The organism is Hyphomicrobium sp., assembly GCF_051860585.1.
Lineage (GTDB): Bacteria > Pseudomonadota > Alphaproteobacteria > Rhizobiales > Hyphomicrobiaceae > Hyphomicrobium_C.
In genome coordinates, this window is the sequence record NZ_JBHYDS010000001.1 from 456,515 (window position 1) to 479,988 (window position 23,474).

At 60.2% G+C, this 23,474-nt stretch carries 24 protein-coding genes and 1 tRNA gene; 16 read left to right on the plus strand and 9 right to left on the minus strand.

The window, feature by feature from the left end:
- The first annotated feature begins 91 nt into the window (after positions 1 to 91).
- The 11 genes from ACTIFK_RS02055 to ACTIFK_RS02105 all read left to right on the plus strand — a co-directional run bounded on the left by ACTIFK_RS02055 (position 92) and on the right by ACTIFK_RS02105 (position 11,761).
- Complete coding sequence (locus ACTIFK_RS02055; RefSeq protein WP_439541373.1) at positions 92 to 961, plus strand: glycosyltransferase family 2 protein; 870 nt, start codon at positions 92 to 94, stop codon at positions 959 to 961.
- Entirely contained in the window at positions 958 to 1,503 is a 546-nt protein-coding gene (locus tag ACTIFK_RS02060; RefSeq protein WP_439541374.1) for a rhodanese-like domain-containing protein, read from the plus strand. Before ACTIFK_RS02055 ends, ACTIFK_RS02060 begins: the two co-directional genes overlap by 4 nt.
- 59 nt (positions 1,504 to 1,562) lie before the next feature.
- On the plus strand, positions 1,563 to 2,612 hold the full coding sequence (locus ACTIFK_RS02065) for a methyltransferase domain-containing protein (protein WP_439541375.1): 1,050 nt from the start codon (positions 1,563 to 1,565) through the stop codon (positions 2,610 to 2,612).
- A 40-nt stretch (positions 2,613 to 2,652) separates the two neighbouring features.
- Complete coding sequence (locus tag ACTIFK_RS02070; protein WP_439541376.1) at positions 2,653 to 3,807, plus strand: FAD-dependent oxidoreductase; 1,155 nt, start codon at positions 2,653 to 2,655, stop codon at positions 3,805 to 3,807.
- Positions 3,804 to 4,628, plus strand: coding sequence for a TVP38/TMEM64 family protein (locus tag ACTIFK_RS02075; RefSeq protein ID WP_439541377.1), 825 nt, complete (start codon positions 3,804 to 3,806; stop codon positions 4,626 to 4,628). Before ACTIFK_RS02070 ends, ACTIFK_RS02075 begins: the two co-directional genes overlap by 4 nt.
- A gap of 906 nt (positions 4,629 to 5,534) precedes the next feature.
- On the plus strand, positions 5,535 to 6,746 hold the full coding sequence (locus tag ACTIFK_RS02080; protein WP_439541378.1) for a tyrosine-type recombinase/integrase: 1,212 nt from the start codon (positions 5,535 to 5,537) through the stop codon (positions 6,744 to 6,746).
- A 14-nt stretch (positions 6,747 to 6,760) separates the two neighbouring features.
- On the plus strand, positions 6,761 to 7,324 hold the full coding sequence (locus tag ACTIFK_RS02085; RefSeq protein ID WP_439541379.1) for a hypothetical protein: 564 nt from the start codon (positions 6,761 to 6,763) through the stop codon (positions 7,322 to 7,324).
- A 151-nt stretch (positions 7,325 to 7,475) separates the two neighbouring features.
- On the plus strand, positions 7,476 to 7,931 hold the full coding sequence (locus ACTIFK_RS02090; protein ID WP_439541380.1) for a helix-turn-helix transcriptional regulator: 456 nt from the start codon (positions 7,476 to 7,478) through the stop codon (positions 7,929 to 7,931).
- A gap of 125 nt (positions 7,932 to 8,056) precedes the next feature.
- A complete protein-coding gene (locus ACTIFK_RS02095; protein WP_439541381.1) occupies positions 8,057 to 9,256 on the plus strand; it encodes an ABC-three component system protein in 1,200 nt (399 codons plus the stop codon).
- Positions 9,249 to 9,776: a three component ABC system middle component gene (locus ACTIFK_RS02100; RefSeq protein ID WP_439541382.1), complete on the plus strand. Its 528-nt coding sequence runs from the start codon at positions 9,249 to 9,251 to the stop codon at positions 9,774 to 9,776. Before ACTIFK_RS02095 ends, ACTIFK_RS02100 begins: the two co-directional genes overlap by 8 nt.
- Positions 9,776 to 11,761 (plus strand): DUF3732 domain-containing protein, encoded by a 1,986-nt coding sequence (locus ACTIFK_RS02105; protein WP_439541383.1) that lies wholly within the window; start codon positions 9,776 to 9,778, stop codon positions 11,759 to 11,761. Before ACTIFK_RS02100 ends, ACTIFK_RS02105 begins: the two co-directional genes overlap by 1 nt.
- 31 nt (positions 11,762 to 11,792) lie before the next feature.
- Here ACTIFK_RS02105 and ACTIFK_RS02110 read toward each other — a convergent pair whose 3' ends face one another.
- Entirely contained in the window at positions 11,793 to 12,470 is a 678-nt protein-coding gene (locus ACTIFK_RS02110; protein ID WP_439541384.1) for a hypothetical protein, read from the minus strand.
- Between the two features lie 220 nt (positions 12,471 to 12,690).
- On the opposite strand from ACTIFK_RS02110, the gene ACTIFK_RS02115 reads away from it, so the two are divergent.
- From ACTIFK_RS02115 to ACTIFK_RS02125, 3 genes are all read left to right on the plus strand, one after another.
- Positions 12,691 to 13,374, plus strand: a complete 684-nt coding sequence (locus ACTIFK_RS02115) for an AAA family ATPase (RefSeq protein ID WP_439541385.1) — start codon at positions 12,691 to 12,693, stop codon at positions 13,372 to 13,374.
- 307 nt (positions 13,375 to 13,681) lie between these two features.
- The gene (locus tag ACTIFK_RS02120) at positions 13,682 to 13,888 is read left to right on the plus strand and encodes a ribbon-helix-helix domain-containing protein (RefSeq protein ID WP_439541386.1); all 207 of its coding nucleotides are present in this window, start codon (positions 13,682 to 13,684) and stop codon (positions 13,886 to 13,888) included.
- Positions 13,866 to 14,936, plus strand: coding sequence for a replication initiator protein A (locus tag ACTIFK_RS02125; protein WP_439541387.1), 1,071 nt, complete (start codon positions 13,866 to 13,868; stop codon positions 14,934 to 14,936). The genes ACTIFK_RS02120 and ACTIFK_RS02125 overlap by 23 nt, the downstream gene beginning before the upstream one ends.
- A 750-nt stretch (positions 14,937 to 15,686) precedes the next feature.
- Here ACTIFK_RS02125 and ACTIFK_RS02130 read toward each other — a convergent pair.
- The 3 genes from ACTIFK_RS02130 to ACTIFK_RS02140 all read right to left on the minus strand — a co-directional run bounded on the left by ACTIFK_RS02130 (position 15,687) and on the right by ACTIFK_RS02140 (position 17,564).
- Positions 15,687 to 16,007, minus strand: a complete 321-nt coding sequence (locus ACTIFK_RS02130) for a hypothetical protein (RefSeq protein WP_439541388.1) — start codon at positions 16,005 to 16,007, stop codon at positions 15,687 to 15,689.
- Between the two features lie 123 nt (positions 16,008 to 16,130).
- The gene (locus ACTIFK_RS02135) at positions 16,131 to 17,177 is read right to left on the minus strand and encodes a DNA cytosine methyltransferase (RefSeq protein WP_439541389.1); all 1,047 of its coding nucleotides are present in this window, start codon (positions 17,175 to 17,177) and stop codon (positions 16,131 to 16,133) included.
- A 207-nt stretch (positions 17,178 to 17,384) separates the two neighbouring features.
- The gene (locus ACTIFK_RS02140) at positions 17,385 to 17,564 is read right to left on the minus strand and encodes a hypothetical protein (RefSeq protein ID WP_439541390.1); all 180 of its coding nucleotides are present in this window, start codon (positions 17,562 to 17,564) and stop codon (positions 17,385 to 17,387) included.
- Between the two features lie 333 nt (positions 17,565 to 17,897).
- Here ACTIFK_RS02140 and ACTIFK_RS02145 point away from each other — a divergent pair, with 333 nt between their 5' ends.
- Both ACTIFK_RS02145 and ACTIFK_RS02150 read left to right on the plus strand, forming a co-directional pair.
- Positions 17,898 to 18,746 (plus strand): type IV toxin-antitoxin system AbiEi family antitoxin domain-containing protein, encoded by an 849-nt coding sequence (locus tag ACTIFK_RS02145; protein WP_439541391.1) that lies wholly within the window; start codon positions 17,898 to 17,900, stop codon positions 18,744 to 18,746.
- Positions 18,736 to 19,656, plus strand: coding sequence for a nucleotidyl transferase AbiEii/AbiGii toxin family protein (locus ACTIFK_RS02150; protein ID WP_439541392.1), 921 nt, complete (start codon positions 18,736 to 18,738; stop codon positions 19,654 to 19,656). Before ACTIFK_RS02145 ends, ACTIFK_RS02150 begins: the two co-directional genes overlap by 11 nt.
- A 144-nt stretch (positions 19,657 to 19,800) precedes the next feature.
- On the opposite strand, the gene ACTIFK_RS02155 is transcribed toward ACTIFK_RS02150, so the two are convergent.
- The 5 genes from ACTIFK_RS02155 to ACTIFK_RS02175 all read right to left on the minus strand — a co-directional run bounded on the left by ACTIFK_RS02155 (position 19,801) and on the right by ACTIFK_RS02175 (position 23,463).
- A tRNA-Pro gene (locus ACTIFK_RS02155) sits at positions 19,801 to 19,878 on the minus strand.
- Between the two features lie 72 nt (positions 19,879 to 19,950).
- Complete coding sequence (locus ACTIFK_RS02160) at positions 19,951 to 20,676, minus strand: 4'-phosphopantetheinyl transferase family protein (protein ID WP_439541393.1); 726 nt, start codon at positions 20,674 to 20,676, stop codon at positions 19,951 to 19,953.
- Positions 20,677 to 20,774: 98 nt separating this feature from the next.
- Positions 20,775 to 21,311: a MerR family transcriptional regulator gene (locus ACTIFK_RS02165; protein ID WP_439541394.1), complete on the minus strand. Its 537-nt coding sequence runs from the start codon at positions 21,309 to 21,311 to the stop codon at positions 20,775 to 20,777.
- Positions 21,312 to 21,973: 662 nt separating this feature from the next.
- Positions 21,974 to 22,297: an integration host factor subunit alpha gene (locus tag ACTIFK_RS02170; RefSeq protein ID WP_439541395.1), complete on the minus strand. Its 324-nt coding sequence runs from the start codon at positions 22,295 to 22,297 to the stop codon at positions 21,974 to 21,976.
- 188 nt (positions 22,298 to 22,485) lie between these two features.
- The gene (locus ACTIFK_RS02175) at positions 22,486 to 23,463 is read right to left on the minus strand and encodes a beta-ketoacyl-ACP synthase III (protein ID WP_439541396.1); all 978 of its coding nucleotides are present in this window, start codon (positions 23,461 to 23,463) and stop codon (positions 22,486 to 22,488) included.
- Positions 23,464 to 23,474: the final 11 nt, after the last annotated feature.

Sequence of the window (23,474 nt, forward strand, 5' to 3'; positions counted from 1 at the left end):
CCGGCCTCCTCGAGCGCAATCGCTCGGGGCGGCCGGATCAATTGCATACAACGCCACTTCGTCAACAATTGGGTAGTCAGAGTTGTCAATTGTGCAGCCAAACAGCACCGCGTTTCGCCTGTCCGACTTCGCCGGCGCACCTATCGTCCGCGCCGAGACCGCCGAATATGCATCGGCCGAACGGCAGCAGTCCTCTTCGGCAGGGCGTGGTCTAATGCGGCCTACCATGACTGCCGCCCAGATTCTCGTCGTGATCCCGACGCTCAACGAAGCCAAGTCCATCGGACCGACAATCGAACGGCTTCGCCGTCAGGGTTGTGTTGACGTGCGCGTGATCGACAACGGATCTAGTGACAGTTCCGCCGATGCCGCCAGTGCCGCAGACGCCGAAGTGATCGCCGAGCCGGTGAAGGGCTACGGCATGGCCTGCTGGCGTGGTCTGCAAGACCTGCCGCACCACTCTCAATGGATTCTGTTTTGCGACGCCGACGGCTGCGACGACATCGAGGCGTTGCCGCGCTTCATTGAAGCAGCCAACAGCGGCGCCGATTTCGTTCTCGCCAACCGTTTGGCCACAAAGGCCGGGCGCAAGAACCTCACGCTGCCGCAGCGTTTTGGAAATCAGCTCGCGACAAAACTGATCCGCCTGATCTGGGCCGCGCGATTCCATGATCTGGGTCCGATGCGGCTAGTCCATCGCGCGCTGTTGGATGAAATCGCCATGCAGGATCGGGGCTTCGGCTGGACGGTCGAGATGCAAATTCGGGTCGCCCAGCTCGGTGCACCCTATGCCGAGATCCCCGTTGCCTATCACGCAAGGCAGCATGGCAAATCGAAAATTTCAGGCACCATCCGAGGCGTTGCCATGGCCGGCAGCGTCATCCTTTCGACGATCGCGTATCACGCGGTCTCACGACACCAGCGGACCAATTCTCAAAAGAGCGGCGGAGACACACGATGATCAAACCCATTTTTGCTGCGGCAGGCATCGCACTCGGTTTCGCGATCGCTTCTTACAGCCTTGGTATCGGCCCGATCGGCGCAAGCGATGAGCAGCTGGATCTCAACGAGCTTGTCGTCACGGTGAAAGAGGAATTCCCGGATGTCACCCACATCGACACGGATGGCGTCGTCAAGCTCGTGTCGAAGCAAGACGGCAACCCGGTCCAGATCATCGATGTTCGTGAGCCGGAGGAGTTTGCAGTCAGTCACCTTCCCGGCGCCATCAACATTCCGCCTGAGACCGAGGACGACGCGTTGATCGCCGCGGTCAAACCGGATCAGCCGGTCATCGTTTACTGCTCAGTCGGCTATAGGTCTTCAATCCTCGCGCAACGCTTGCAGGCGGCGGGCCGCACCAACGTCTCCAACTACATCGGTTCGATATTCGCTTGGGCCAATGCCGGTCAGCCCTTGCAGTCGGCGAGCGGAGACGCAAAAACCGTGCACCCCTATGATAGGAAATGGGGCCGCTATCTGAAGCCCGAGTATCGGAGCTTCTAGGCATCGTCTCGCGGAGGCACGCTGGTCTCGCGCAAACTCTCAGCGTTGGCAGGAACGACATGCACATCGATATCGTCAAAGATTACTACGGCAAAATTCTGCGCGGCACCGGAGACCTCCGGACGAAAGCCTGTTGCACGCCGGACTCGATGCCGGACAGCGTGAAGGAATTGCTGAAGAACGTCCACGACGAGGTGCTGGCGAAATTCTACGGCTGCGGCCTGGTTGTTCCTGAGCTTCTGCAAGGCCGCCGCGTGCTCGATCTCGGCTGCGGCTCCGGGCGGGATGTCTATGCCCTGGCCCAGCTTGTGGGCCCCGAGGGTGATGTCATCGGCGTCGACATGACACCCGAGCAACTGAAGACCGCCCGCGATCACGTCGGCTGGCACATGGAGCGCTTTGGGCACAAGCGGCGCAATGTCGAGTTTCTTCAGGGCTTCATCGAAGCACTGCCGGCGCTCGGACTCGAGCCCGGCTCCTTTGACGTGATCATCTCGAACTGCGTGGTGAACTTGTCGATCGACAAACCCGCTGTCCTGAAAGGCGTGCTGGATCTCCTGAAGCCCGGCGGCGAGTTCTATTTCGCCGATGTCTACGCCGATCGTCGTCTTCCCGATGACGTTCGCGACGATCCGGTCGTGTATGGAGAATGCCTCGGCGGCGCGCTTTATTGGGGCGACTTCCTGAGACTTGCAAAGAGTGCCGGCTTCAGGGATCCGCGCCTGGTCACCAGCCGCCCGATCGAGATCGACGATCCGAAGATCCAGGGCAAAGTCGGATCGGCGCGCTTCTACTCGGCGACGTACCGCCTCTTCAAGATTCCCGAGTTCGAGGAGACTTGTGAGGATTACGGCCAGGCCGTCACGTATCTGGGCGGCATTCCCGATGCACCGCACACATTCACGCTCGACGGACACCACGCCATTGAAAAGGGCCGGATCTTCCCGGTCTGCGGCAACACGTGGCACATCCTAAAGCAAAGCCGCTTTGAACCGCACTTCCGGTTCCACGGCGATTTCTCGACCCACTTCGGCATCTTTCCTGGCTGCGGAACGAACATCCCGTTTGTTGCGCGCACGTCCGCTGACGGCAGCATTCCGTGCTGCTGAGCGGCGGTGAGTGTCCAGGCGCAGAGACAATGAGCGACAAATGAAGAGACTTCTGTTGGTCGGCGCCGGGCACGCTAATGCTCAGGTGCTGCGATCTTTGGCAGACGCACCGTTGCCGGGTGTCGAAGTGACCGTCGTGACGCCGAACGTCCTCGCCCCGTACTCGGGAATGGTCCCGGGGTGGCTGAGCGGCGCCTATGACTTCTCCGAGATCTGCGTCGACTTCGGCCCGCTCGCGGCGGCCGCCGGAGCCAAGATCGTCGTTGGCGAACTCCGTGAGCTTGCCCCTGATCAGCGTCGCGCCACCTTGGCCAACGGCATGACGCTCGACTACGATGTGCTGTCTCTCAACGTCGGATCGACTCTCAATCCGCCCGATCTGTCCGGCAAGCTCGTCTTGTCGCTTCGCCCGCTTGGCCGACTGCGCCAATCCTGGGAGACGCTGCTCGCTGAGATCGCAAACCGGCCCGCCGAGTCGTCTTTCACAGTTACAGCCGTCGGCGGTGGCGCCGCCGGGGTCGAAGCGCTGCTCGGTTGCCTCGCCCGCCTCCGCGCGCTGCAGCCGAACCGCGAGATCAACGGCACGCTCGCCACGCGAGGAGAAACGCTTCTTCCGGGCCTTGCGCCCGGCGCAGTCCGAGCTGCACACAAAACGCTGACCAAGGCCGGCGTGACGGTTCTGCTCGGCAGCGAATTTAATGACAAAATTGCCGATGAAAGCGATCTCATCCTCTGGGCGACCGGCGCCCAAGCTCACAGTTGGCAGCGTGCGAGCGGGCTTGCCCTGAGCGAGCGCGGTTTCATCCGCGTGGATTCTGAGCTCCGCTCGGTATCCCATCCGGATGTGTATGCCGTCGGCGATTGCGCCGAATGGGATAAGCCGCTTCCAAAAGCCGGCGTCTACGCGGTTCGAATGGGGCCGTTTCTCGCGCGCAACCTACGTGCATCGCTGGGAGACGGCGTGAGCGAAACCTACAAGCCGCAACGAAATTTCCTCGTGTTGTTAGCCACGGGCAATCATCGCGCCATCGCCTCGCGTGGCGGATGGTCGGCGCACGGGGCCCTTCTTGGGCGCGCGCTTTGGCATTGGAAAGATCACATCGACCGGAAATTTCTAAATCGTTTCGTCTTTCGCGCGTCCCCAAAGGTGGCGCCTCACAGCCAAACAGAACGTATCCTCGAGGGGCAACAATGAGCGAGACGTCGACACAGAGCCCGGCGCTTCCTCCGCCGCCCGCGACACCTCGCTCAGCAATCGCCCGCTGGCTGCCGCTCCTGCTGCTCGTGACCGCCACCGTGCTGGTGTTCGCGATGGGATGGCACAAGCTGCTCTCGTTCAAAACGATCGGCCTCAACTACGAGGCGATCCGCTCGTACATCGACGGCAATCTTCTCTATGCCATTCTGATCTACGCCGCGATCTACATCGCCGTAATTTCCATGTCATTGCCGGGCGGGGCGATCCTCACGCTGTCGGGCGGTCTCCTGTTCGGCTGGCAGATCGCTGCTCCGGCAACCATCGTTGCTGCGACCATCGGAGCGACGATCATTTTCCTCGTGGCCCGCTATGCGGTCGGAGACTCCGCTGAGGCGAAGGCAGGCCCCTGGGTCGGGAAGCTCAGCGCGGGCTTTCGCGAGAATGCCTTCAACTATTTGCTGTTCCTGCGGCTCGTACCCGCATTCCCATTTGTCGTCGTCAACTTGGTCCCGGCGCTTCTCGGCGTTCCGCTCGCGACCTATGTCCTGGCGACGTTCTTCGGCATCATCCCGGCCACAACCGCCTTTTCCTTCTTGGGATCGGGGTTGGGCAGCGTCGTGGAAGCGCAGAACGCTCTTTACACGGCCTGTATCGCAAACAACGCCGCCAGCCCGGATGCGTGCGTCTACTCAATTGATACGCGAGCGCTTGTCACGCCGCAGTTGCTGATCGCGCTTGGCCTTCTCGCCGTCGTCGCCCTTATCCCGGTCGCCTACAAAGCCTGGTCAAATCGTGAGGCCTCAAGCGACCGAGCGTGACTGCACGGGATTTCTGAACCGGTGCAATCTGGCCCTAAGCGGACAACGAGCGCGACTTCGCCCAACGACTGCTTATGGCCCTTCTCGGAACTCAGCGATGTCCGAGATGTCGTCCGCTCTAAAAGTGCCAGCGGACGCATACGAAGGTTATTATAGATCACATCTTGGGCTGCGCCCCACGCGCTCGAAGGTGCCGATGCATGGGCTCCGGTAGTGATGCTCGAGCGGAACCCGGTGATCGTGATCGCGCATGCGAAGTTCTCTGCGGTCATCAAGCACACTGCGCTTCAAATCGTACGAGCCGGTCTTGCCGAGGAACTTGTCTTCTTCCCAGTTGGTCGCCGGCCCGGATCGTCCTCGACGTGACCCCTCCTCCGCATTGGGCGACCGGCGCGACTGATCACGCGCACTAGCTGGTCAAACCTTCGAGCCTCTCAGAGAGCGACGCAGATAACGGAACCGGAAGAGCGTTGATGTGGCCATAATCCGCTTTCGTTACAAATGCAGGCTCGGGGACGCACTCAGCGGCCCGACCGCGCGTACGGCCGTCGAGACATCGAAGACACCATGGTCCCGCTAGACTCGCTTGACAGATTTTTTGTTTCGGCTTAGCGCGAACAAATCATGATCAAACGGCGAGAAATTACGTTAGTTCGCCGATTCTGAACACTCTGGCCTAAGTGTTGGTCGGAGCGAGAGGATTTGAACCTCCGACCCCCAGTCCCCCAGACTGAAAATTGCAGATACCAGGGCGATTCACGCGCTCGCAACGTCAAGATTAACTTATTGAAATTACGAAATTAATATCAACATAGCTGCTCATGCGTTCAACTCGCAGCGCTGCCACATTTGCGTCCCATATGCGTCCCACGCTGACCCTCAGTCATTTGCCACGAGGGTCAGAAAATGGCTGGCAAAGCTCAGCTCAACGACATCTTCGTGCGCAATATCCCTGTCCCGGCGGACGGCCGGGTCCAGTACCCGGATGGCAAGCTGCCGGGCTTTGGTGTGCGCGTGTCTTCGAATGGCCTCAAGGTCTTTTATCTGACCTATCGGATCGCAGGTCAGAGCCGCCGCATGATCCTCGGCCGCTATCCCTACAAGACGCTCGCCGCTGCCCGTGCCGAGGCACACACCGCCATCGGTCAGATCGCCAACGGCATCGACCCGCAGACAACGATCAATGACAAGGAAGCGCCCGTTGGCAGGGCACTGACATTTGCCAAGACCCTCGATCAGTTCGTTCAGCTCTACTGCTCGCAGCACAATCGTCCATCGACAGCCGCCGAAACCGAGAGAGTTCTTCGGTCGGTGTTTCTGCCGGACTGGGAGAACCGGGATGTCAGGACGATCTCACGTCAGGACGTTCTGGGCATACTTGACGCGATCGTGGCACGGGGCGCGCCCAGCGCCGCCATCCACGCCTATGCCGCCATCCGCAAGTTCTTCACGTGGTGCGTCGAGCGCGATCTTATTGAGGCCAGCCCGTGTCTTCATCTTAAGCCGCCTGCCAAGAAGCAGTCGCGCGAACGCGTTCTGAGTGATGACGAGATCGTCACGCTGTGGAAAGCGAGCCTCGCGCAGGGATATCCATTCGGGACGATCTATCAGCTGCTGCTTCTAACGGGACAGCGTCGCGGCGAAGTTGTCGGCATGCGTTGGGCCGAACTCGATCTCAAGCTCGGCGTGTGGACGATCCCCGGCGCCCGCACCAAGAACGGCAAGGCCCACAGCGTTCCTCTTACCCCGCGTGTGCGGTCGATCCTCAAGTCCCTGCCGCGCTTTGAATCCGAGTTTGTCTTCCCTGCCCGCGGCAAGCCGAAGCAGTCCTATTCCGGCTATTCGAAGGGAAAGCGCGAGCTCGATGCGGCGGCAGACCTGTATGACTGGACGCTGCACGATCTGCGGCGCACGGCTGCGACTGGTATGGCAGAGCTGGGCGTGCCGCCCCACGTGGTCGAAAAGATTCTCAACCACAGCACGGGGACGTTCGCCGGCGTGGCCGGCGTCTACAATCGGTTTGAGTATCGACAGGAAATGCGCAACGCGCTTCGCTTTTGGGCAGCACATCTCAAAAAGCGGATTAAAGGAAACAGGCCTGATGGCATGCCCAGATAAAATGGCAGGTGACCATGCAGAACGCGGTGGCAGATCGAGACGAGGTCAAAGCCAGGTGGGGCTACAGCGAGCTGTTCTCTCAACGGTTCGCGAGTGACTATAGTTCGGTCAATCTCTCTGCCGCCCTCCGAGACAAAGCATCAAAAAAGGCGGACTTTTCAGAGCTGCTTCCGAGTGAGCGCGCAGAACTTGTAGTGATGCTGTCGGGCGGCCCGCGAAATGGACTGGCTGCCAGCCTTGATGCCATCGAGACATTCCAGTGCTCTGCTTGGTCAAAGGAGGAGTTGGGACGCGTCTGGGCCATCTCCGCGTTCGATCCCAACGGCAAACAGCACATCATTCCCTATCTGTCGTTTCTGGCTGGACCTCGCCTTTCCAACGATCCCAATGATCCAAGATCGGCTGCTGACCAGGTCACGACGACGACTCCATTCAAGCAGGACACGCCCGGCATTGCAACGTCTCTGAGTTCCGTTCCGGTTCTGGTCGATGGCTACTGCCGAAGCGTCCTATTTATGCGTTCCGAGAATACGCTTGAGCGGTTTCTCGTCTGGGTTCCTCTGACCTTCATGCCTTAACGGTGGCCCCTTGGCCGCTACGGCTTGCCGCCACGCGGCGCGACTTGCTCTTGGGGGAACAGCTTTCCCCTGCGCAAACCGCCCTCCATCGACGATGCGTTGGTCAGACGGTGCCGCAGGCATCGATTGACCCATCGTGATGGAGCGTCTCTTGGAACGCATTTCCGATCTTGCTCATACCCCCGCGCACGCCGCTGACATAAGCCGCACTGCTGACCGTCTCATCAATGCCAAGCAGCTTCGGCACCGGGTCCTGTTCTCGCAACAACACATCAACCGGCTGGAGGCAGACGGCGCGTTTCCGCGTCGCATCCGCCTCGGCGCAGCCCGCGTGGCCTGGTCTTCCAATGAAGTTACGGCCTGGATGCAGTCGAAGCTCGATGCCCGCGGCCCCTGTTCATTTTCTGGCGATGTACCGGTGTTGAACGGGCTGGACCGCTTTGTCGGCAAAAAGGAGCTGCGCGAGCTGATCGTCTACAGTCCGCAGCACGTCCGGCTGCTGGAGCTGGAGCGTCGTTTCCCGGCTCGCGTGTGGATTGGCGAAAACCGCGTGGCCTGGCTGGAGCGGGAAATTCTGCACTGGCGCGAGATGAAGCGAATGCGCTGACTGCGCCACAGCTTCGTCCGCGCGACGCCAGACCCACTTCGGAGGAAAACATCGCTGTAGATAACTCTCAAACCTCTTGACACCGCTTCGGACTCTGATCGGCGAATCATGTCCAATTCAAACCCATGGCGACTATTGATAAGCAGCTGGACAGCAAGACTTCGGGTGCCGGTACGGCCCCCGGCCCCTATCTTGGCTTCAGTTTGCAGCCGGTCCGGCTTTGCGCCCGATTGCTTTCAGCACCTGCAGGCGACTCTGCTTCAACTGAAAGCTTGGATGATGTCGCAATCCACCGTGCTGATGGCACCCATCTGCTGGAGCAGGACAAAAGCGCACTGAGCCACAATCCTATATCGGACTGGGCCCCCGACCTCTGGAAAACCTTCGCCAACTGGCTTGAGACCACGAAGCGGCTGCAGCTCGATCCGGCCAAGACTGATTACGTTCTCTACGTTACGCCCGTAAAGGCCGGCGCGATAGTCACCGCCCTGCATCAGGCGCGGACCACCGAACAGGTTGAAGAGATTGTCGCCACGCTGAAGGCAGCATTTGCCGCCCGAACAGCGGAACCTGCTTGCGCACAGGACCTCGCGGCATTTTTGAATGCCGATCCAGCAATGCGCGTGGCTATCGTCGCCAACTTTACCCTGATCTCTCAAAGCGACCCGCTGCTGGAAATCCGCAACCATCTCCAACGATACGTGTCTCCTGCCGTTCTCGATGACATTTGCGCTGCGGCAATCGGATGGGTGGTCAAGACAGCCGATGCCCAGCTGAGAAGCGGGTCGCGTGCCATCATTGCCGTTTCCGACTTCAGCGCGCGCCTGCGCGCGATCATTAAACGCCAGGACCGGGATCACGTCCTCAACAGTGTGGCGACCGAGCCCGATCCGGCGGCCATCGACGCGGAAGTGCAGCGGAGTATCTATATTCGCCAGATGGAACTCATCGAATGCGAAAGCGATGAAAAGCTGCGGGCTGCCTCGGATTTTCTGCGCGCCGCGACCGACCGCACGCATTGGAGCGATCGTGGACAGGTCGATGAACAATCCCTCTCCGAATTTGATGATCGCCTGGAGCGTCGCTGGACGAGTACGAAGCGGTCCGTTTCGCTTCAATCGAAGTCCCTTTCCGAGGCGGAGCACGGTCAGCTGCTGCTGTCAGAATGCGTCAAGCCGTCCGGCGATCGCCTGCAGGGAATGGATGTTCCGCCGCACTTTCCTCCCGGTTCCGTACATGCGCTTGCGGACAGGCTCAACATCGGCTGGCACCCGCGCTACAGGGATCTGTTGAAGAAGCCAGACGAGGAGGACTCCAATGCCTGAGATGACACTTGGGCCCCTCCCAGCCAGACCAGATATTGTCTTAAACGAAGCTCAGCTGGTTCAGAACACCGCTCTGGGGGCGGTGCTGATCTGGCTCTTTGTACGCGCCTATAACAGCACCGCAACACGGCCCTGCCCTTTGCCCCTTTGCTTTACGGTGCTCCCAATTCTCTTTCACCACGTCACGCGCAAAGAAGCAGAATCGACCTCTCCCAACTCGTCCCTGTCAAAATTCGCCGAGAAATTCGAGCCGAACCGCGATCAGCTGCTCGCCGTTCATGACCGCATGCTGGTCATGCGTCCTCTGACACTGCGGTCTCTCCAGCTCGCGTCCGTCAGAGGTTTGATTGCAGTTGCCATAGAGGATGCGGCCGTTCTGACACTGCGGTCGCAGGCCCTGCCGGATCGTCAGAAGCCTGAGCGCCTGCGTGCCATGCTGCGGGCAGGCGAAAAGCTCGGCATCTGGTACGCGCCACATTCCATTCCAAATATTTCCGGCATTCTGCGGGTGTTCTTCTAATGAAGCTCGATATTCTCGAAATCATTCTCTGGTCAAAAGGCGGACATGCCCCGCGGCGGGTCGCGTTCAAGCCCGGCATGGTCAACATCATCAGCGGCGACTCAAAAACCGGCAAGTCGGCCATAATTCCAATCATCGACTATTGCCTCGGCGCGAGAAGCTGCGCCATTCCCACGGGGACAATACGCGATGCGTGCGCATGGTTCGGGATGCTGATTGATACCGCCGAAGGGAAAAAGCTGCTTGCACGGCAGGAGCCAGGCGGCCGCCAATCGACGGACAATATGCTTCTTCTTGAAGGTGATGCCGTGGGCGTGCCCGAACGCATCGAAAGTCATAACGCAAATGCCACTCAGATTCGCGCGCTTCTCAACCGCATCTCGGGCACGTCCAATCTGGATCTTGACCCTGAAAGCCAAGCGATTGGCTCATCACGGCCCAGCATTCGGGACTTTATGGCGTTCGTGTTTCAGCCTCAGAACGTGGTGGCTAATCCCGACGTGTTCTTCTTCAAGGCCGACACGACCGAACACCGAGAGAAGCTGAAGTCCGTTTTTCCATATGTTCTCGGCGCCCTTGACGCTCAAACGCTGGTTGACCGCGCCCGGCTCGAAAGGCTCTCCAAAGAGCTTAAGCGCAAAGAGCGCGAGCTTGGCAATATCCGCAACGTCTCGGCGCGCTGGCAGGCCGAAGCGCGGTCATGGCTGGACCGCGCGCGTGAGCTCGGTTTGATGCCGGAGGGCCAAAGTATCCCGTCAGACTGGCCGCAGCTGCTGGGTCTGCTGCGCGATCTTGCATCCCGGTCATTCGAGGATGTCCGGCCGAGCGCCGCAGCTGTCGATCTGGCGCTGCAGCAGACACTGGAGCTATTCGGCGAAGAGCGCCGCGTTTCTAGCGAGGCTTTTGAGCTTCGCCAGCGCTACAATGAACTCAAATCTCTTAAAGACACCGCGGACGCTCATGGCGGCGCGCTGCAGATTCAAAAAGACCGCCTGTCGCTGTCGACATGGCTCAAAGACCTGACCGGGGAGGACAGCGGTCAGGTTCTAGTTGATCCCCGCCTCGCCTCAACCGCAGAGCTTGACCTGTTATGCCGCGCGCTCGCTTTGATCGAGGCCGATGCCCGCCGCCGCCCTGCTTCAACGGAAACGATCGATCGCGAACTTGCGCGGGTGCAGGGATTTCTCAGCCACAAGCTTGAAGAGCTTCAGGCTGTCCGTGCCCGGCTCCGGGTCAGCGAAGATCTCCGACAGACCACAGAGCCGGCATACTCGATTCCGAATATCGAACGGTACCTGGGCCAGCTGCAGAACGCCGTTGAAACTTACGATACCATCGGATCAGACAGCGATCTGGCCGATGAAGTAGAAGGCCTGCGGGAGGAGGTTCAGCTTCTGCAGGAGCGCGTTGCAGAACATCAAATTCGCCGTCGTACCGAGCATGCGCTGCAGATTGTGCAAAAGATCGCTGCCGAGATCGTGCCCAAGCTGGACTGTGAGTTTGAAGACCTGCCGATCGAGCTGTCGATCAGCGAACTTTCCATCAGGGTCGTCGGTCCTGACCGGAAGGACTGGCTGTGGGAGATTGGGAGCGGAGCCAACTGGCTTGCCTACCACATTGCGGTTACGGCAGCGCTCCAGCGGTTCTTCCTAAAGAGCGTTCCTCATCCAGTTCCCCACCTGCTCGTATACGATCAGCCCAGCCAAGTGTATTTTCCGCGCAAGCTGGCCGACGATCGCTCTGAGGCCGGCGCAGAAAAAAGTCAGCGCCCTCTTGCCGACAAGGACGTTGAAGCGGTCCGCAAGGTCTTCGCCGCGCTGTCGGACGAAGTCGATGCGGCCAAAGGCAATCTCCAGGTGATCGTGCTGGATCACGCCGGCGACGAGGTCTGGGGGACTGTCAAGAACGCCAGCCTCGTTGAAGAATGGCGAGAAGGAAGGAAGCTCGTTCCCCTCGATTGGATTTCCTCGCCGGGCACTGACTAGGTACTGCTTCACAGCGGACCGTTGAGGAGCGCTACTCTGTTACGGTAGTACGCCACTCTTCGACGATGACCTTGTATGTGCGCGGCTTCATGCGTTCCAGATCGAACAGGCTTAGCGTTTCGTCTCTGAGGCTCACGATGTCGCCCGGCTGCACGACTTCCTCACTGGAATCAAACGCGAGGATGACGATTGTGGTTTCCTCGGCTCCTAGCAGGTCTGAGGTAATGCGGTTCCTCCACCCGGTCCGTTCGACCGCGGTCACGCACAGCAACACCCAGCCATCCTCGTTGTCATCCGGTGCCTGATGGCCCTCAAAGCCTGCAGCGACTTTCTGTGCAGCTTCCAGCAGCTCCAGTGACAGGCCGCGCCTGCGCCGTTCGGGTCGAGCGCACTGCGCTGAGACTTTCGTTGTTGCGCTCCTGCGGTCTGTGCAGTCGTGCTTGGGCCATGGCGGGCCCAGATGGTCGAAAAAGACACGGCTTCCGTGAACGTTTTCGTAATAGAAAACCTGAACCCCGCACACCGGACATTTGGCATTGGGATTGACAAAACAGGCTGAGATGTAGCGCCTGACCCCATGCTCACCAAGAAAGCGGCGAGCCGAATAGAGGTCGGCTGAGAGCAGCGCGGCAGATGTTCTAAATCGGTTGCGTGCATATTGTACGCACCAGCCGCAGGTGCATGAGGCGTAGTGATTATGCCCTGGCATCCCCTCCTCCGTGACCGGCGGCTCCGGCATCCGCCGGACCGCGCTCTACGGGCACAGCCCGCCGAGCCGCGCGCGATTCCACAACGTCGAAACGATAGTCCGCGTCTCGGCCCGTGCGGGTGACGATCGCTGCCGCGCAGTGCGTCAGATCATGTTTGTTGTGGATAGTTTTCGGCGATGCGAGAATTGAGTTTGCAGTGACAGACTGTTGAAAAGGATAATGAAAATAAAAGAAGAGAACATGAGAATTATTGCTCTTATATCGCAAAAAGGCGGAGTCGGAAAAACAACACTGGCCATCAATCTGGCGGCTGCCGCGCATCAGCGCGGCAAGGGCGTGATCATCGCTGACACCGACCCACAGCAGTCGACCTACCGCTGGTATCTGGCCCGCAAAGACACAACCCCCCTGCCCTATGCGGCGTCCGTGTTTGCCGACACTCTGCCCTCATTCCTCGACAAGGCGCGCGCCAACAAGGCGGACTTCGTTTTTATCGACACGTCGCCGAACTCGACCGAAGAAAGCCTCGCCATCGCCGACCAGTCCGGTCTGGTGATCGTGCCGTGCGGACCGTCGTTCATTGATCTTCGCGCCCTCAAGCGCACCGAGAATGTTGTGGGCCTGTCCGGCAGGCCGGCTCTTGCCGTACTCAATCTCTGCCCGGCCTACGGCAACGAGGCCGAACAGGCTGCGGAAGCTTTGAAGACTTTAGGCCTGCCAGTCTGCCCGCACCGCATCACCAACCGCGCTTCCGCCCGCCGAGCCTACGCCCTGAACCAGAGTGTGTTCGACTACGAGCCCGGCGGCAAATGCGCCCGCGAGTTTGATGATGTGTTTCGGTTTGTGTGTTCTCAGGAGAACATGAGCACTTTCTCTCATGAGAAAGTGAGGGCGAATGTCTAAACCGCCGCCCGTCAATCTCGCTGCTGCCATGGAAGCTGACCTTCAGGCTCATGATCCTATGAGCACCCGTACTCATGCTCCTGTGGGGCTGTCTGCTCATGCGCCGGTGAGTACAGCATCTCAGCAGACCATGAGAAACGCTGCTCATGTTCTCCTGTCGCCGGGTTCTCATGACGCTGTGAGCCACAATGCTCATGTTCTCATATCTGATCGGAAGGATACGCCAGTTTCTCATGAGGCCAGGAGTGCCCGTGATCTTGATCTCTTGGCCTCAGATGATGAGGTCGGAGGAGGGGCTCCCGCCTACGTGCCGCCATCGCGCGCCGGCATGAAGCGCATCCAGGGCTATTTCAGCCCGCGCGTGAAACGCCAGTTCCGCCTGCTTGCCATCAATTCAGATCTGACCGAGGAAGACCTCGTCGGACGCGCACTCAATCTGCTGTTCAAGGCGGAAGGCCTGCCTGAGATCGCCTTCGACAGAGGAGGGGCTCATGAAGCGGGCCCGTTCCGATGACCGATCCCAGATCGATCTCTTTGCGCCCTACGTGTCGGATCTTCCTCTGCGCGACCAGCGTGAGGTGATGGAGCGCCCGTTCTTCTCACTCGCTAAGAAAAAGCGCATGAAGCCGATCGACTATGTCAGCCCCGACGGCAACATCTTCGTCCGCGTCACGGCCAATGCTGACTTCGGCATGGCCACCATCTGGGATGCCGACATCCTGATCTGGGCCGCCTCGATGATCCAGCAGCTCCGCGCTCGCGGCAAGAACGACATCCCGCGCACGCTCTCGTTTCATCCCTATGACCTCCTCAAGACCATTGACCGACATACGGGCGGAGCCGAATACCGCTCTCTGCGGGAAGCACTGGCGCGGCTTCAGTCGACAACGATTGTCACCAACATACGCGCGCCCAAGGGCAAGAAGCACCGTCAGTTCAGCTGGATCGAATCCTGGACGGACGATGTCGACGATGAGCGCCAGTTCAGCCGCGGCATGAGCATCACGCTCGCTGACTGGTTCTATGAAGGCATCATCATGGATGGCGGCCTTCTGTCCATCGATCCGGCCTATTTCGCTATCACCGGAGGACGCGAGCGCTGGCTCTACCGTGTCGCACGCAAGCATGCCGGCGGGGCAGGGCCCGATGGCTTTGCCATCTCATTCTCGACGCTGTTTTCGAAGTCAGGCGCCGAAGGCACATCGCGCCGCTTCAAGTTCGAGATTCTCAAGATCGCGCGCGAGAACGCTCTGCCCGATTACTATCTCCGCATCGAGAACGAGGGCTCACCCGATCCGCTGCTGCGGATGATCCGGCGCGATGCGATCGGCATGTTTCAGGCCAGCGTCACTCCAGCAGTGCCCGCCGAGAAGGATAGAGTGTTCATGCCGCTCTCCAAGGACACCATCAGCGCATTCCGTAAGGAGTTTCCTGACGAGAACGTATTCGCCTTCAATGGTCGCTTTGCCCGCTGGCTGAAGGAGCGCTCGCTCTCGCCGGACGACTACCAGGCTGCCTTTCTGGAGTTCGCGCGCTCGCAGATCGCAGACGCTCTGGCTTGAGAACCGCAACGCCGTGGCCGCGCTGCTTTCCGAGCGTTCCTAATCTCCCGATGTTTGCGGCCTGCTGATGCTTCGCGGGCGCAGCCTAGGACTCGCCGCGAGTCGTCATGCGCCTGTATGACTCTCCGCTGCACCAGTCTTTCGGGTTATCGGGAACACCCCATCGGGTTTTCAGGAACGCTATCGGGGGATCAGGAACGGCCCGCCCGCAATCGCGCGGAAATCCTCGCCTGCTGAGTGCCGGGGTATCAGGAACACCTTCGGGAGAACAGGAACGCGTCGTCGGGGTTTCAGGGACAGATCATCGGGCGATCAGGAACAAAACTTCGGGGTATCGGGAACGGAGAGCCGCTGGGATATGGCCGCTGCTGCTGCATTGCACAGCTTTCGACCCGCTTAACTTACTTAACTGAATCTACCCCTTTAACTTACGCCTGCTCTCACACAGCAAGCTATGTAGAATCGGAGTTCTCGCCTGACGGCTCGAACAACCATATGTGAAACCCCCACGCTCCGCGTGCCCGTTTCACACTTCCCCGCCCAAAAGGGCTGACAGGCTTGGTGTGCGGATGGCTTGGCTTTGACTGTCCACACTCGTGCATGCCGAAAGCCTGGAAGAGGGCGCTTCGCTCGAACTCACCACAGGGACTGACCTCGCCGTCCGCTCCGCCGTCGCCGCCCGCCACGGCCGGGCAAGCGAGCGACGACGGCTCCGCAGGGACGGCTAAATAGCAGGGCGCAAACTGACCGCTAGAAGCGTTCCTGATCGAAGTCGCGTTTCAGAATCGAGCGGCCTTCCCGCTCCTCGCCCCGCACGCGCGCTTTCAGATCTTCGGTATAGCTGAGCTTCTCAGGGCTGCGCTCCGGCTTCAGATCGTTGGCTGGTTCCGGCCACAGCGCCCGGCGCGCAGCCGTCATGCCGGGCGGGTTGTAGGCCGGAGCAGGGGCCTCGGGCTTCTGAGGCGCTGGCGGTTCAATCTGCTGAGGCGCAGGCATGGCCGCGCTCCGGCTCCACATCTGAAGGATTCGCTTGCGCAGCCCCTTTGGGCCCGGATAGATGCCGTCTGCCATGGATCAACCACCTCGCTCTGGTTTCGCAGAGGTGGTGGCTTGAGACAGACGATCAAGAAGCTAAAGCAGTCCGGACACTTTGGTCTTCTGGTATGTGAAAGAAACAGGTTTGGACCGTTGCTCTCAAGCGGCGGTGAGAGCTTTGCTCGCAGCAAGCGACAATGCGATTGCCTGCATCAGGCAGTCAGCCAGCTTCTTCGCCAGAAGCGGTGGCACGGCGTTGCCAATCTGGCGGTACGCAGGATTCATTGTGCCGCAGAACCGGAAACCGTCCGGGAACGACTGCAGTCTCGCCGCCTCCCGCACACTGACAACCCGAGCCTGCGATGAATCGTAATGTATGTGGCTGTAGGTATCCTTTCCCATATGCGCCATGAGCGTGCGCGAGGGAAAATCAGGACGGAGTTTCCACCAGCGGTTTGGGAAAGAGTTCAATGGATACGGCGGCACTATTGAACGCTTGAGGCTCTCGCGCTCTTTTTCGGAGAGTTTTTCACCCTGCCGGTTCTCAAGCTTCCGCATCCGGCGCTGCCAAATAGCGACGGCTGTTGCATGGGCCTGCGGATACTCCGCTCCGTTCGGCATTTCACGGAATGTGTCCGCGTCGCGCGGAAGGCAACGGATAACATGATCCCAGATCCCCGAAGCATTTTCGAAGCCCGGCCAGTTTCTCATGAGCTTCGCGTAGCCACCCAGCCGCCGTCTGTCCTGAGGTGGGTATTCGACGAACTGATCGAGTCGTCGCGCGCCACGCCGCAGTCCTCCTTCAAGATGCAGAGTGATCCGGGGCAGGTCACCAAGCGCTTCCTCGCAGGTGACCGGCCCCGGAAGCCGGGACGATCCATAATCGCTGGGAACAAAAAGTCCGCCGTCAAAAAGGTCGATATTCTTAAGCGCAACTGACCGCGTACCGCTGTAGCCTGGCGGCAAGCTCATGTGATGGCTTGCCCTGGGAAAGATGACATCAACATCCAGATCGTTGTGAAGCGCGATGAGGAATGCGCGGTCTCTCATCTGTGGCACGCCGTGAAAGGCCGCGTTGATAAGTGTGTAGCGTGCACGATAGCCAAGTGCTGTAAGCGCCTCGGCCATCTCGGCGATGACGTTGTGACCGCCATAGTTCAGCGCGTCCGGGACGTTTTCGACGAGGATGGCAAGCTGCGTGCGCAATGGTCAGCCCTTCGACAAGACCGCACCGAGGCGTATGCGCAGCTGCGCGCTTCGCACGAGCATCGAGAGTCGTTCAAACAGGCGGCAAGCGGCGAGAGCTATTTTGAAAAGCTTAAGGCTATGGCAAAAGCCCAGCGTGAGAAGGCCGCCGAGCAGAGCAATGAACGTGATCGCGGGCGGGAGCAGGAGCGCGACTAGACGGCGGGACTAGATGCCCCGCCGCGGTTGTGCCTGCTCTGCGCGCACAGCCTCGATTGAGGCGTGGCAGCAGCGCTGACTGCTTTCATCGCATGCGTCATTGGCCAGATCGTTGAACAGAACTCTCAGAAAAGAGTGCAGTTCGCTGTCGGTGCAGGACGCCGCTTTGTTGCGTGAGATGATGAGCATGGTTGTTTCCTCCATTTTCAAAGGAGGCCCCGACCATCGGAGCCTTTCGGGCTCGCGCCGCCACCATGCCCCGAGGGAAGGCTTCCGGTGGGTGGTCGGCTTTTGAAAACGGAGGACGCAAGCGTGTTCGGCAGGGCCAGCGCATAGCGGCTCCCGCAGCTGGCGACCTGGCAAGATCCAAGGCGCAGCTTGGGTTTCGCGCCAGGACGATCCTGTTTTGTTCTTTTTGATATACTTTACATATAGACAATTTTGTACGTTCAAGGCGTACAATTTCTTGTTTTTGTAAAGAAGCTATGGCGGTCACTTTGAAGACGTGCTATATTGTCCGTCATGAGCGAACAAAAGGACGAACGGCTAAAGAGCCTTCTTCAGACCGTGCCTCCCGGCTTCTTAGTCGATTCCCGTTGGCTGGCGGCTCGCAAAATCCGGCGATCGTCCGTCCACGACTACGCCAAACGCGGATGGCTGGAACACGTCACCCATGGTCTCTACCGGCGCCCCACCCACACAGAGGCTGCTGCCGGGTCCGAACTGCAGGACTGGAGAATACTGGTTCTCTCCCTTCAGAAGGTCATGGACTACTCAATCCACGTTGGTGGCATGACAGCCCTGCAACAACGGGGATATTCGCACTATCTGCGGCTCGGCGGCAGCGAGCCTGTCTTCCTGTACGGCGAGCGTATCCCGTCATGGATCAAGAAAGCGCCCACGAGCGCACGGCTCTCGCTTCGGAGCCTCAAGCTTTTTGACGGCTCAACCTTAGGCGTGGACCGCGAGCCGAACTTTGAAGCTGAAACACCATCAACTCTTACGCCGTGGTGGAACTGGCCGCTCCAGACCTCGTCTCCCGAACGCGCAATTCTCGAAGCTCTCGATGAATTGCCGGAGCACGAAAGCTTTCACTCAATCGATGTTGCCTTTGAGAGCCTGACCACACTCAGCCCCAAAAAACTTTCTGCACTCCTAGCGCAATGCAAATCCGTAAAGGTGAAAAGGCTTTTCTTCGTCTTTGCTGATCGTCATGCGCACACATGGCGCAAGCATGTGCAGCCGAAGTCGGTCGATCTTGGTGCAGGGGATCGCTCGCTGGTCAAGGGAGGAAAGCTGCACACGCAGTATCGCATCACAGTGCCGCCCGAATATGCGGCTCCGAGACAGGAGGCAGGTAGTGGCACGTGAACGCTACGAAGAACAGGTACGGCTGCTCGTTCAAATTATTCCTATCGTCGCCGAGGAAACCTCCTTTGCTCTAAAAGGAGGCACCGCGATCAATCTCTTTTACAGAGATATGCCTCGCCTCTCGGTCGATATCGATCTGACCTTCCTGCCAGTGAAAGATCGGGCTGAAAGCCTCAAGGACATCGACGACGCCCTTGAACGCATCCGGGGAAAAATTGAAGGCAAACTCCCAAAAACACGCGCTCAACGGATTGCCGGTGGCGGCGGTGGTGAAACCCGTGTGCTGGCAAGACGCGGTGGAGCCGAAGTCAAGATCGAGACGTCCCCGGTCACTCGCGGCGTTGTGAACGATCCCGCAATTCGCACGGTCACTGCAGCCGTGGAAGAACGCTTCGGGTTTGCCGAGACGCTTGTCGTGTCATTTGAAGATCTGTTCGGCGGCAAGCTTCACGCTGCCCTAGACCGACAACATCCTCGCGACCTTTACGATGTGAAGCTGCTTTATGAAAATGAGGGACTGACCGACGCTCTCTTCAAAACATTCCTCGTCTATATCGCGAGTTCCGGGCGTCCGCCCCACGAGCTGCTGAAGCCGACACTCGCGCAGCTTGACGCACCGTATGCCGCCGAATTCGAAGGCATGACAAATGTAGCGGTGCCCCTGGCTGATCTCATCGCCACCAGAGCGCGTCTCCTCGCAGACATCCAGGTCCGGCTTGACGAACCCGCGCGAAAGTTCCTGCTGTCGCTTCACGACGCTGAACCCGAGTTTTCACTCATAGGGCTGCCGCAAGCAGCAGACTTGCCGGCGGTAAAATGGAAGCTTCAAAATCTTGAACGGCTCAAGCGGGAGAACCCGGACAAACACGCTGAGCAGCGAATCGCGCTTAAAGGGGTTTGGGCTGCCTGAGTCTCTCGACCCGCCTTCGGCCCATCTTATCCCCTGCACATACAGACTCAGGCGATCGCAAAGCTGCGTACGGGCTTTGCGTCCCATGTGCGTCCCAGGCGATTTTTCGAGGATGAGGGGTTTGGCCTAAGCCTTTGAAGTAATTGGTCGGAGCGAGAGGATTTGAACCTCCGACCCCCAGTCCCCCAGACTGGTGCGCTAACCAGGCTGCGCTACGCTCCGACTTCGGCCCCCCTTATGTCCGGCAATGGGGCCGCGGTCAACGCTTCGTTCCCGGGTGGCGGCAACTCGATCCTAACCGGGCCGGGTCAAGGCTTCGATGGCGTCGGCATCGACCGGAAACCGCGCCAGTCGAGGCGGCGGGCCCGAACCCGAATAGGCCACGGCGGCATAGGTGCCGAGTGCGGTTGCGAGGTCGTGGACCTGGACCGCCAGGGCGTCGGCCGAGGCCGCCAAATCGGGAGCCGGAGCCTGCCCACCAGCGCTTCGTGGACGCACGGTTTCGAGCAATGGGCCCACACCCGTACCGCGCGCCTTGGCGACCGCCTCAATGCGCACCCAGGCGCGTAGAAAACGTTCATCGGCATCGCGTCCGCCGAGCGGGGCGCCAGCCGCGAGACGGATCGCCTCCGCCTCGATCGGCGCACGGCGCAGCGCGGGCATGCGGACGATGCGCGATTTCTCGATATCGATACCGATCGGCCCAGCGTCAGAAATCGCGATGACCGCGAGACCGGGCGTGTGGGCGATGCTGAAGCTCGCGTTGCGATCGGGGAGGCTTGGCTCTCCGCTTGTGCTCCGCGCAAAGGCGATGCCGCGCACACTTGGTCCGAGCTTGCGTTCGAGTGCGATGCGAAGCGCGATATGCGTGAGCCGCCGGTCACGGCGTGCGTCCGCCAAGGCCATGGTGGCCAGCTGGCATTCGCAAGCCTCGCTCAGGCGAGGCGTTGCGGCCTCGACGTGCTCGAGCGCCGCGGCGCAGGCCTGCAGATCGACGAGCCAAAGCTCCATCTCACGCATTGCGAGCCCTCGCACTGCAAAGGCTCGCTTCCTCACGGATCATGCGACGCACGCTCGGCCGCAAGACGGGCAGGGCCGTCGCCAAGGCGCCTCTCGCTCTAGGCACCAACGGCGCGTGCACGCCGCGCGGGACGCGCTTGCTCGGTCTTGCCCATGGTTTCGAGCAAGAGCGACCGGCACTCCTCGAGTTCCTTGATGGCCGCTTCGATGGCCGCGAGGTGGCTGACCGCGCTGGTGCGTCCACGCGCGCCACGACGCGCGGGAACCGGAGCCGGCGTGCGGGCCGCCACGGCCACGTTGGCTGGCAGCGCGCGCGCATCGGGAGTGGTTCCGCGCAACACGGCACGCGTTTCGGTGTCGCCCGGCTCGCGCCCATGCTGCTTCACATGATCGATGCCTTGCTCGCGCAGGATCTTCTGCACACCCTTGATGGTGTAGCCCTCTGCGTGCAGCAAATGACGAATGCCACGCAGCAACTCCATGTCTTCCGGACGATAGTAGCGCCGGCCGCCGCCACGCTTCATCGGACGGACTTGCGGAAAGCGCGCTTCCCAGAATCTCAGGACATGCTTCTGGACATCCAGCTCGTCAGCGACCTCACTGATCGTGCGAAATGCTTCTGCTGCCTTGCTCATCGTTACCCCTCGATGCCTTGGCTCAGTTTTACGGACGGCCGCGCCCGACCTTGCACCCGCACCGCTGAGGCGCGCCGCCCCACATCAACTCCGCGGTCTGGACCCTGACACTTCCGGTAGGCTTCGACCGAAGATGAACAAACGCCCAACGCTACAGCTTTGTGTTGGCAATGATACCTGCAACGTTTGGCGCCGTCTCGATCAATTCGTTAATATAGCCACAGCTTTTTTCTCAACGCGACGATGCGCGTTCGCCCTGACGGCGCGCGCGAAATCCGATTAGTCGATGGAGGATGCTGGCTTGCGTGCGACGCATTCGCGCGTCTCGCCGGCGTGCGGCAATCGTGTGATGCGAGCGGATGGTGTGAGGACGGGCGCGCACGAGAATTGCTGCGGGAGGTTGCAGCGTCTTGGGCCGAGCTTTTGGGGCCGAGCTTACGGTGAGGCGCGAAAGCGATTGGCGAGAGCGGGGCCGCAGCCAGCTCGCCGGGGGCGGTGCGTGAGGGTCCGCGCACGACGCCCAGCGCAATATTGCTCCGCGATTACTCCGCGGCCTTCGGACGGCATTACTCCGCGGCCTTCGGACGGCATTACTCCGCGGCCTTCGGACGGCATTACTCCGCGGCCTTCGGCTGGCATTACTCCGCGGCCTTCGGCTGGCATTACTCCGCGGCCTTCGGCCGACGCGAGCGCCCGGAGTTGATCCGGTCCTTCATGATGTTGCTGGGCCGGAAGACGAGCACGCGACGCGGCGTGATCGGCACTTCTTTTCCGGTCTTCGGATTGCGTCCGATGCGTTCGCCCTTCTTGCGAATGCCGAACGAGCCGAATGACGACAGCTTCACCTGTTCGCCACGAGCCAGGCTGTCCGAAATCTCGTTGAGAACGAGCTCGACGAGCTCCTGGGATTCGTTTCTCGGAAGGCCGACCTTGCGGACCACTGCCTCTGCGAGATCGGCACGTGTCAATGTCTTGCCGCCGCTCATACTTCTGGGCCTCCCCGTAGCTAGGTATTTTTCCTTATGCTACCGGCAGTGTAACGGGCGGTCAATAACAGATCTCAAACAAGCAACTGATATCGCAGGGGGATTTAGTCATCCCTTACACGGCCTAATTTTGGGCCGTCTGCCGTCTGATTTGTGCGCTGCAGCGTCGCGATTTCGCTTTTGCGAGATTACCAGCGGGCGAGCACCGCACCCCAAGTAAATCCGCCTCCCATGGCCTCCATGAGCACCAGGCTGCCCTCTTTCAGACGGTGCTCCTCGAAGGCCTGATTGAGCGCCAGCGGGATGGAGGCAGCTGACGTGTTGCCGTGCCTCTCGAGCGTCTTAACGATTTTATTCGGGTCGACGCCCAGCTTTTTAGCGATGCCGTCGAGGATGCGGACGTTGGCCTGGTGGGGGATGAACAGATCGATTTCGTCCGCGGCATAGCCGGTGGCGACGAGCGTTTCCTCGATCACGCCCGAGATCTTCTGGACCGCATGGCGGAACACCTCGCGGCCGTTCATGCGCAGATGGCCGACCGTCTTGGTGGAACCGGGGCCGCCGTCGACGTAGAGAAGATCCTCGAAGCGCCCATCGGAGCGAAGCAGCGTCGACAGGATGCCACGATCCTCGCGCCCGTTGTGCTGAGGCTGCGCCTCCAGGACGACAGCGCCCGCGCCATCGCCGAACAGCACGCAGGTCGACCGGTCGTTCCAGTCCAGAATACGGGAGAAGGTTTCGGCGCCGATGACGAGCGCGCGGATCGACTGGCCCGTCTTGATGAAGTTGTCGGCGATCGTCATCGCATAAACGAAACCGGAGCATACGGCCTGCACGTCGAAGGCGGCGCCTTTGGTGATGCCGAGGCCAGCCTGAATGCGGACCGCCGTCGACGGGAACGTGCGGTCGGGCGTGGCGGTCGCGCAGATGACAAGATCGATCTCGACGGGGTCGATACCGGCGCGCACCAGCGCCTGCCGGCCGGCACCGATCCCGAGCGTCGATGTCAGCTCGTCATCGTCGGCGATGTGGCGCGCGCGTATGCCGCTTCTCTCGACGATCCATTCGTCGGTCGTGTCGACGATCTTCGCCAGATCGGCATTGGTCATGATGCGCCTGGGAAGATGCGCACCCACGCCGCGGATGACCGATCGAATTACTGCCAAGGTGTCCTCGT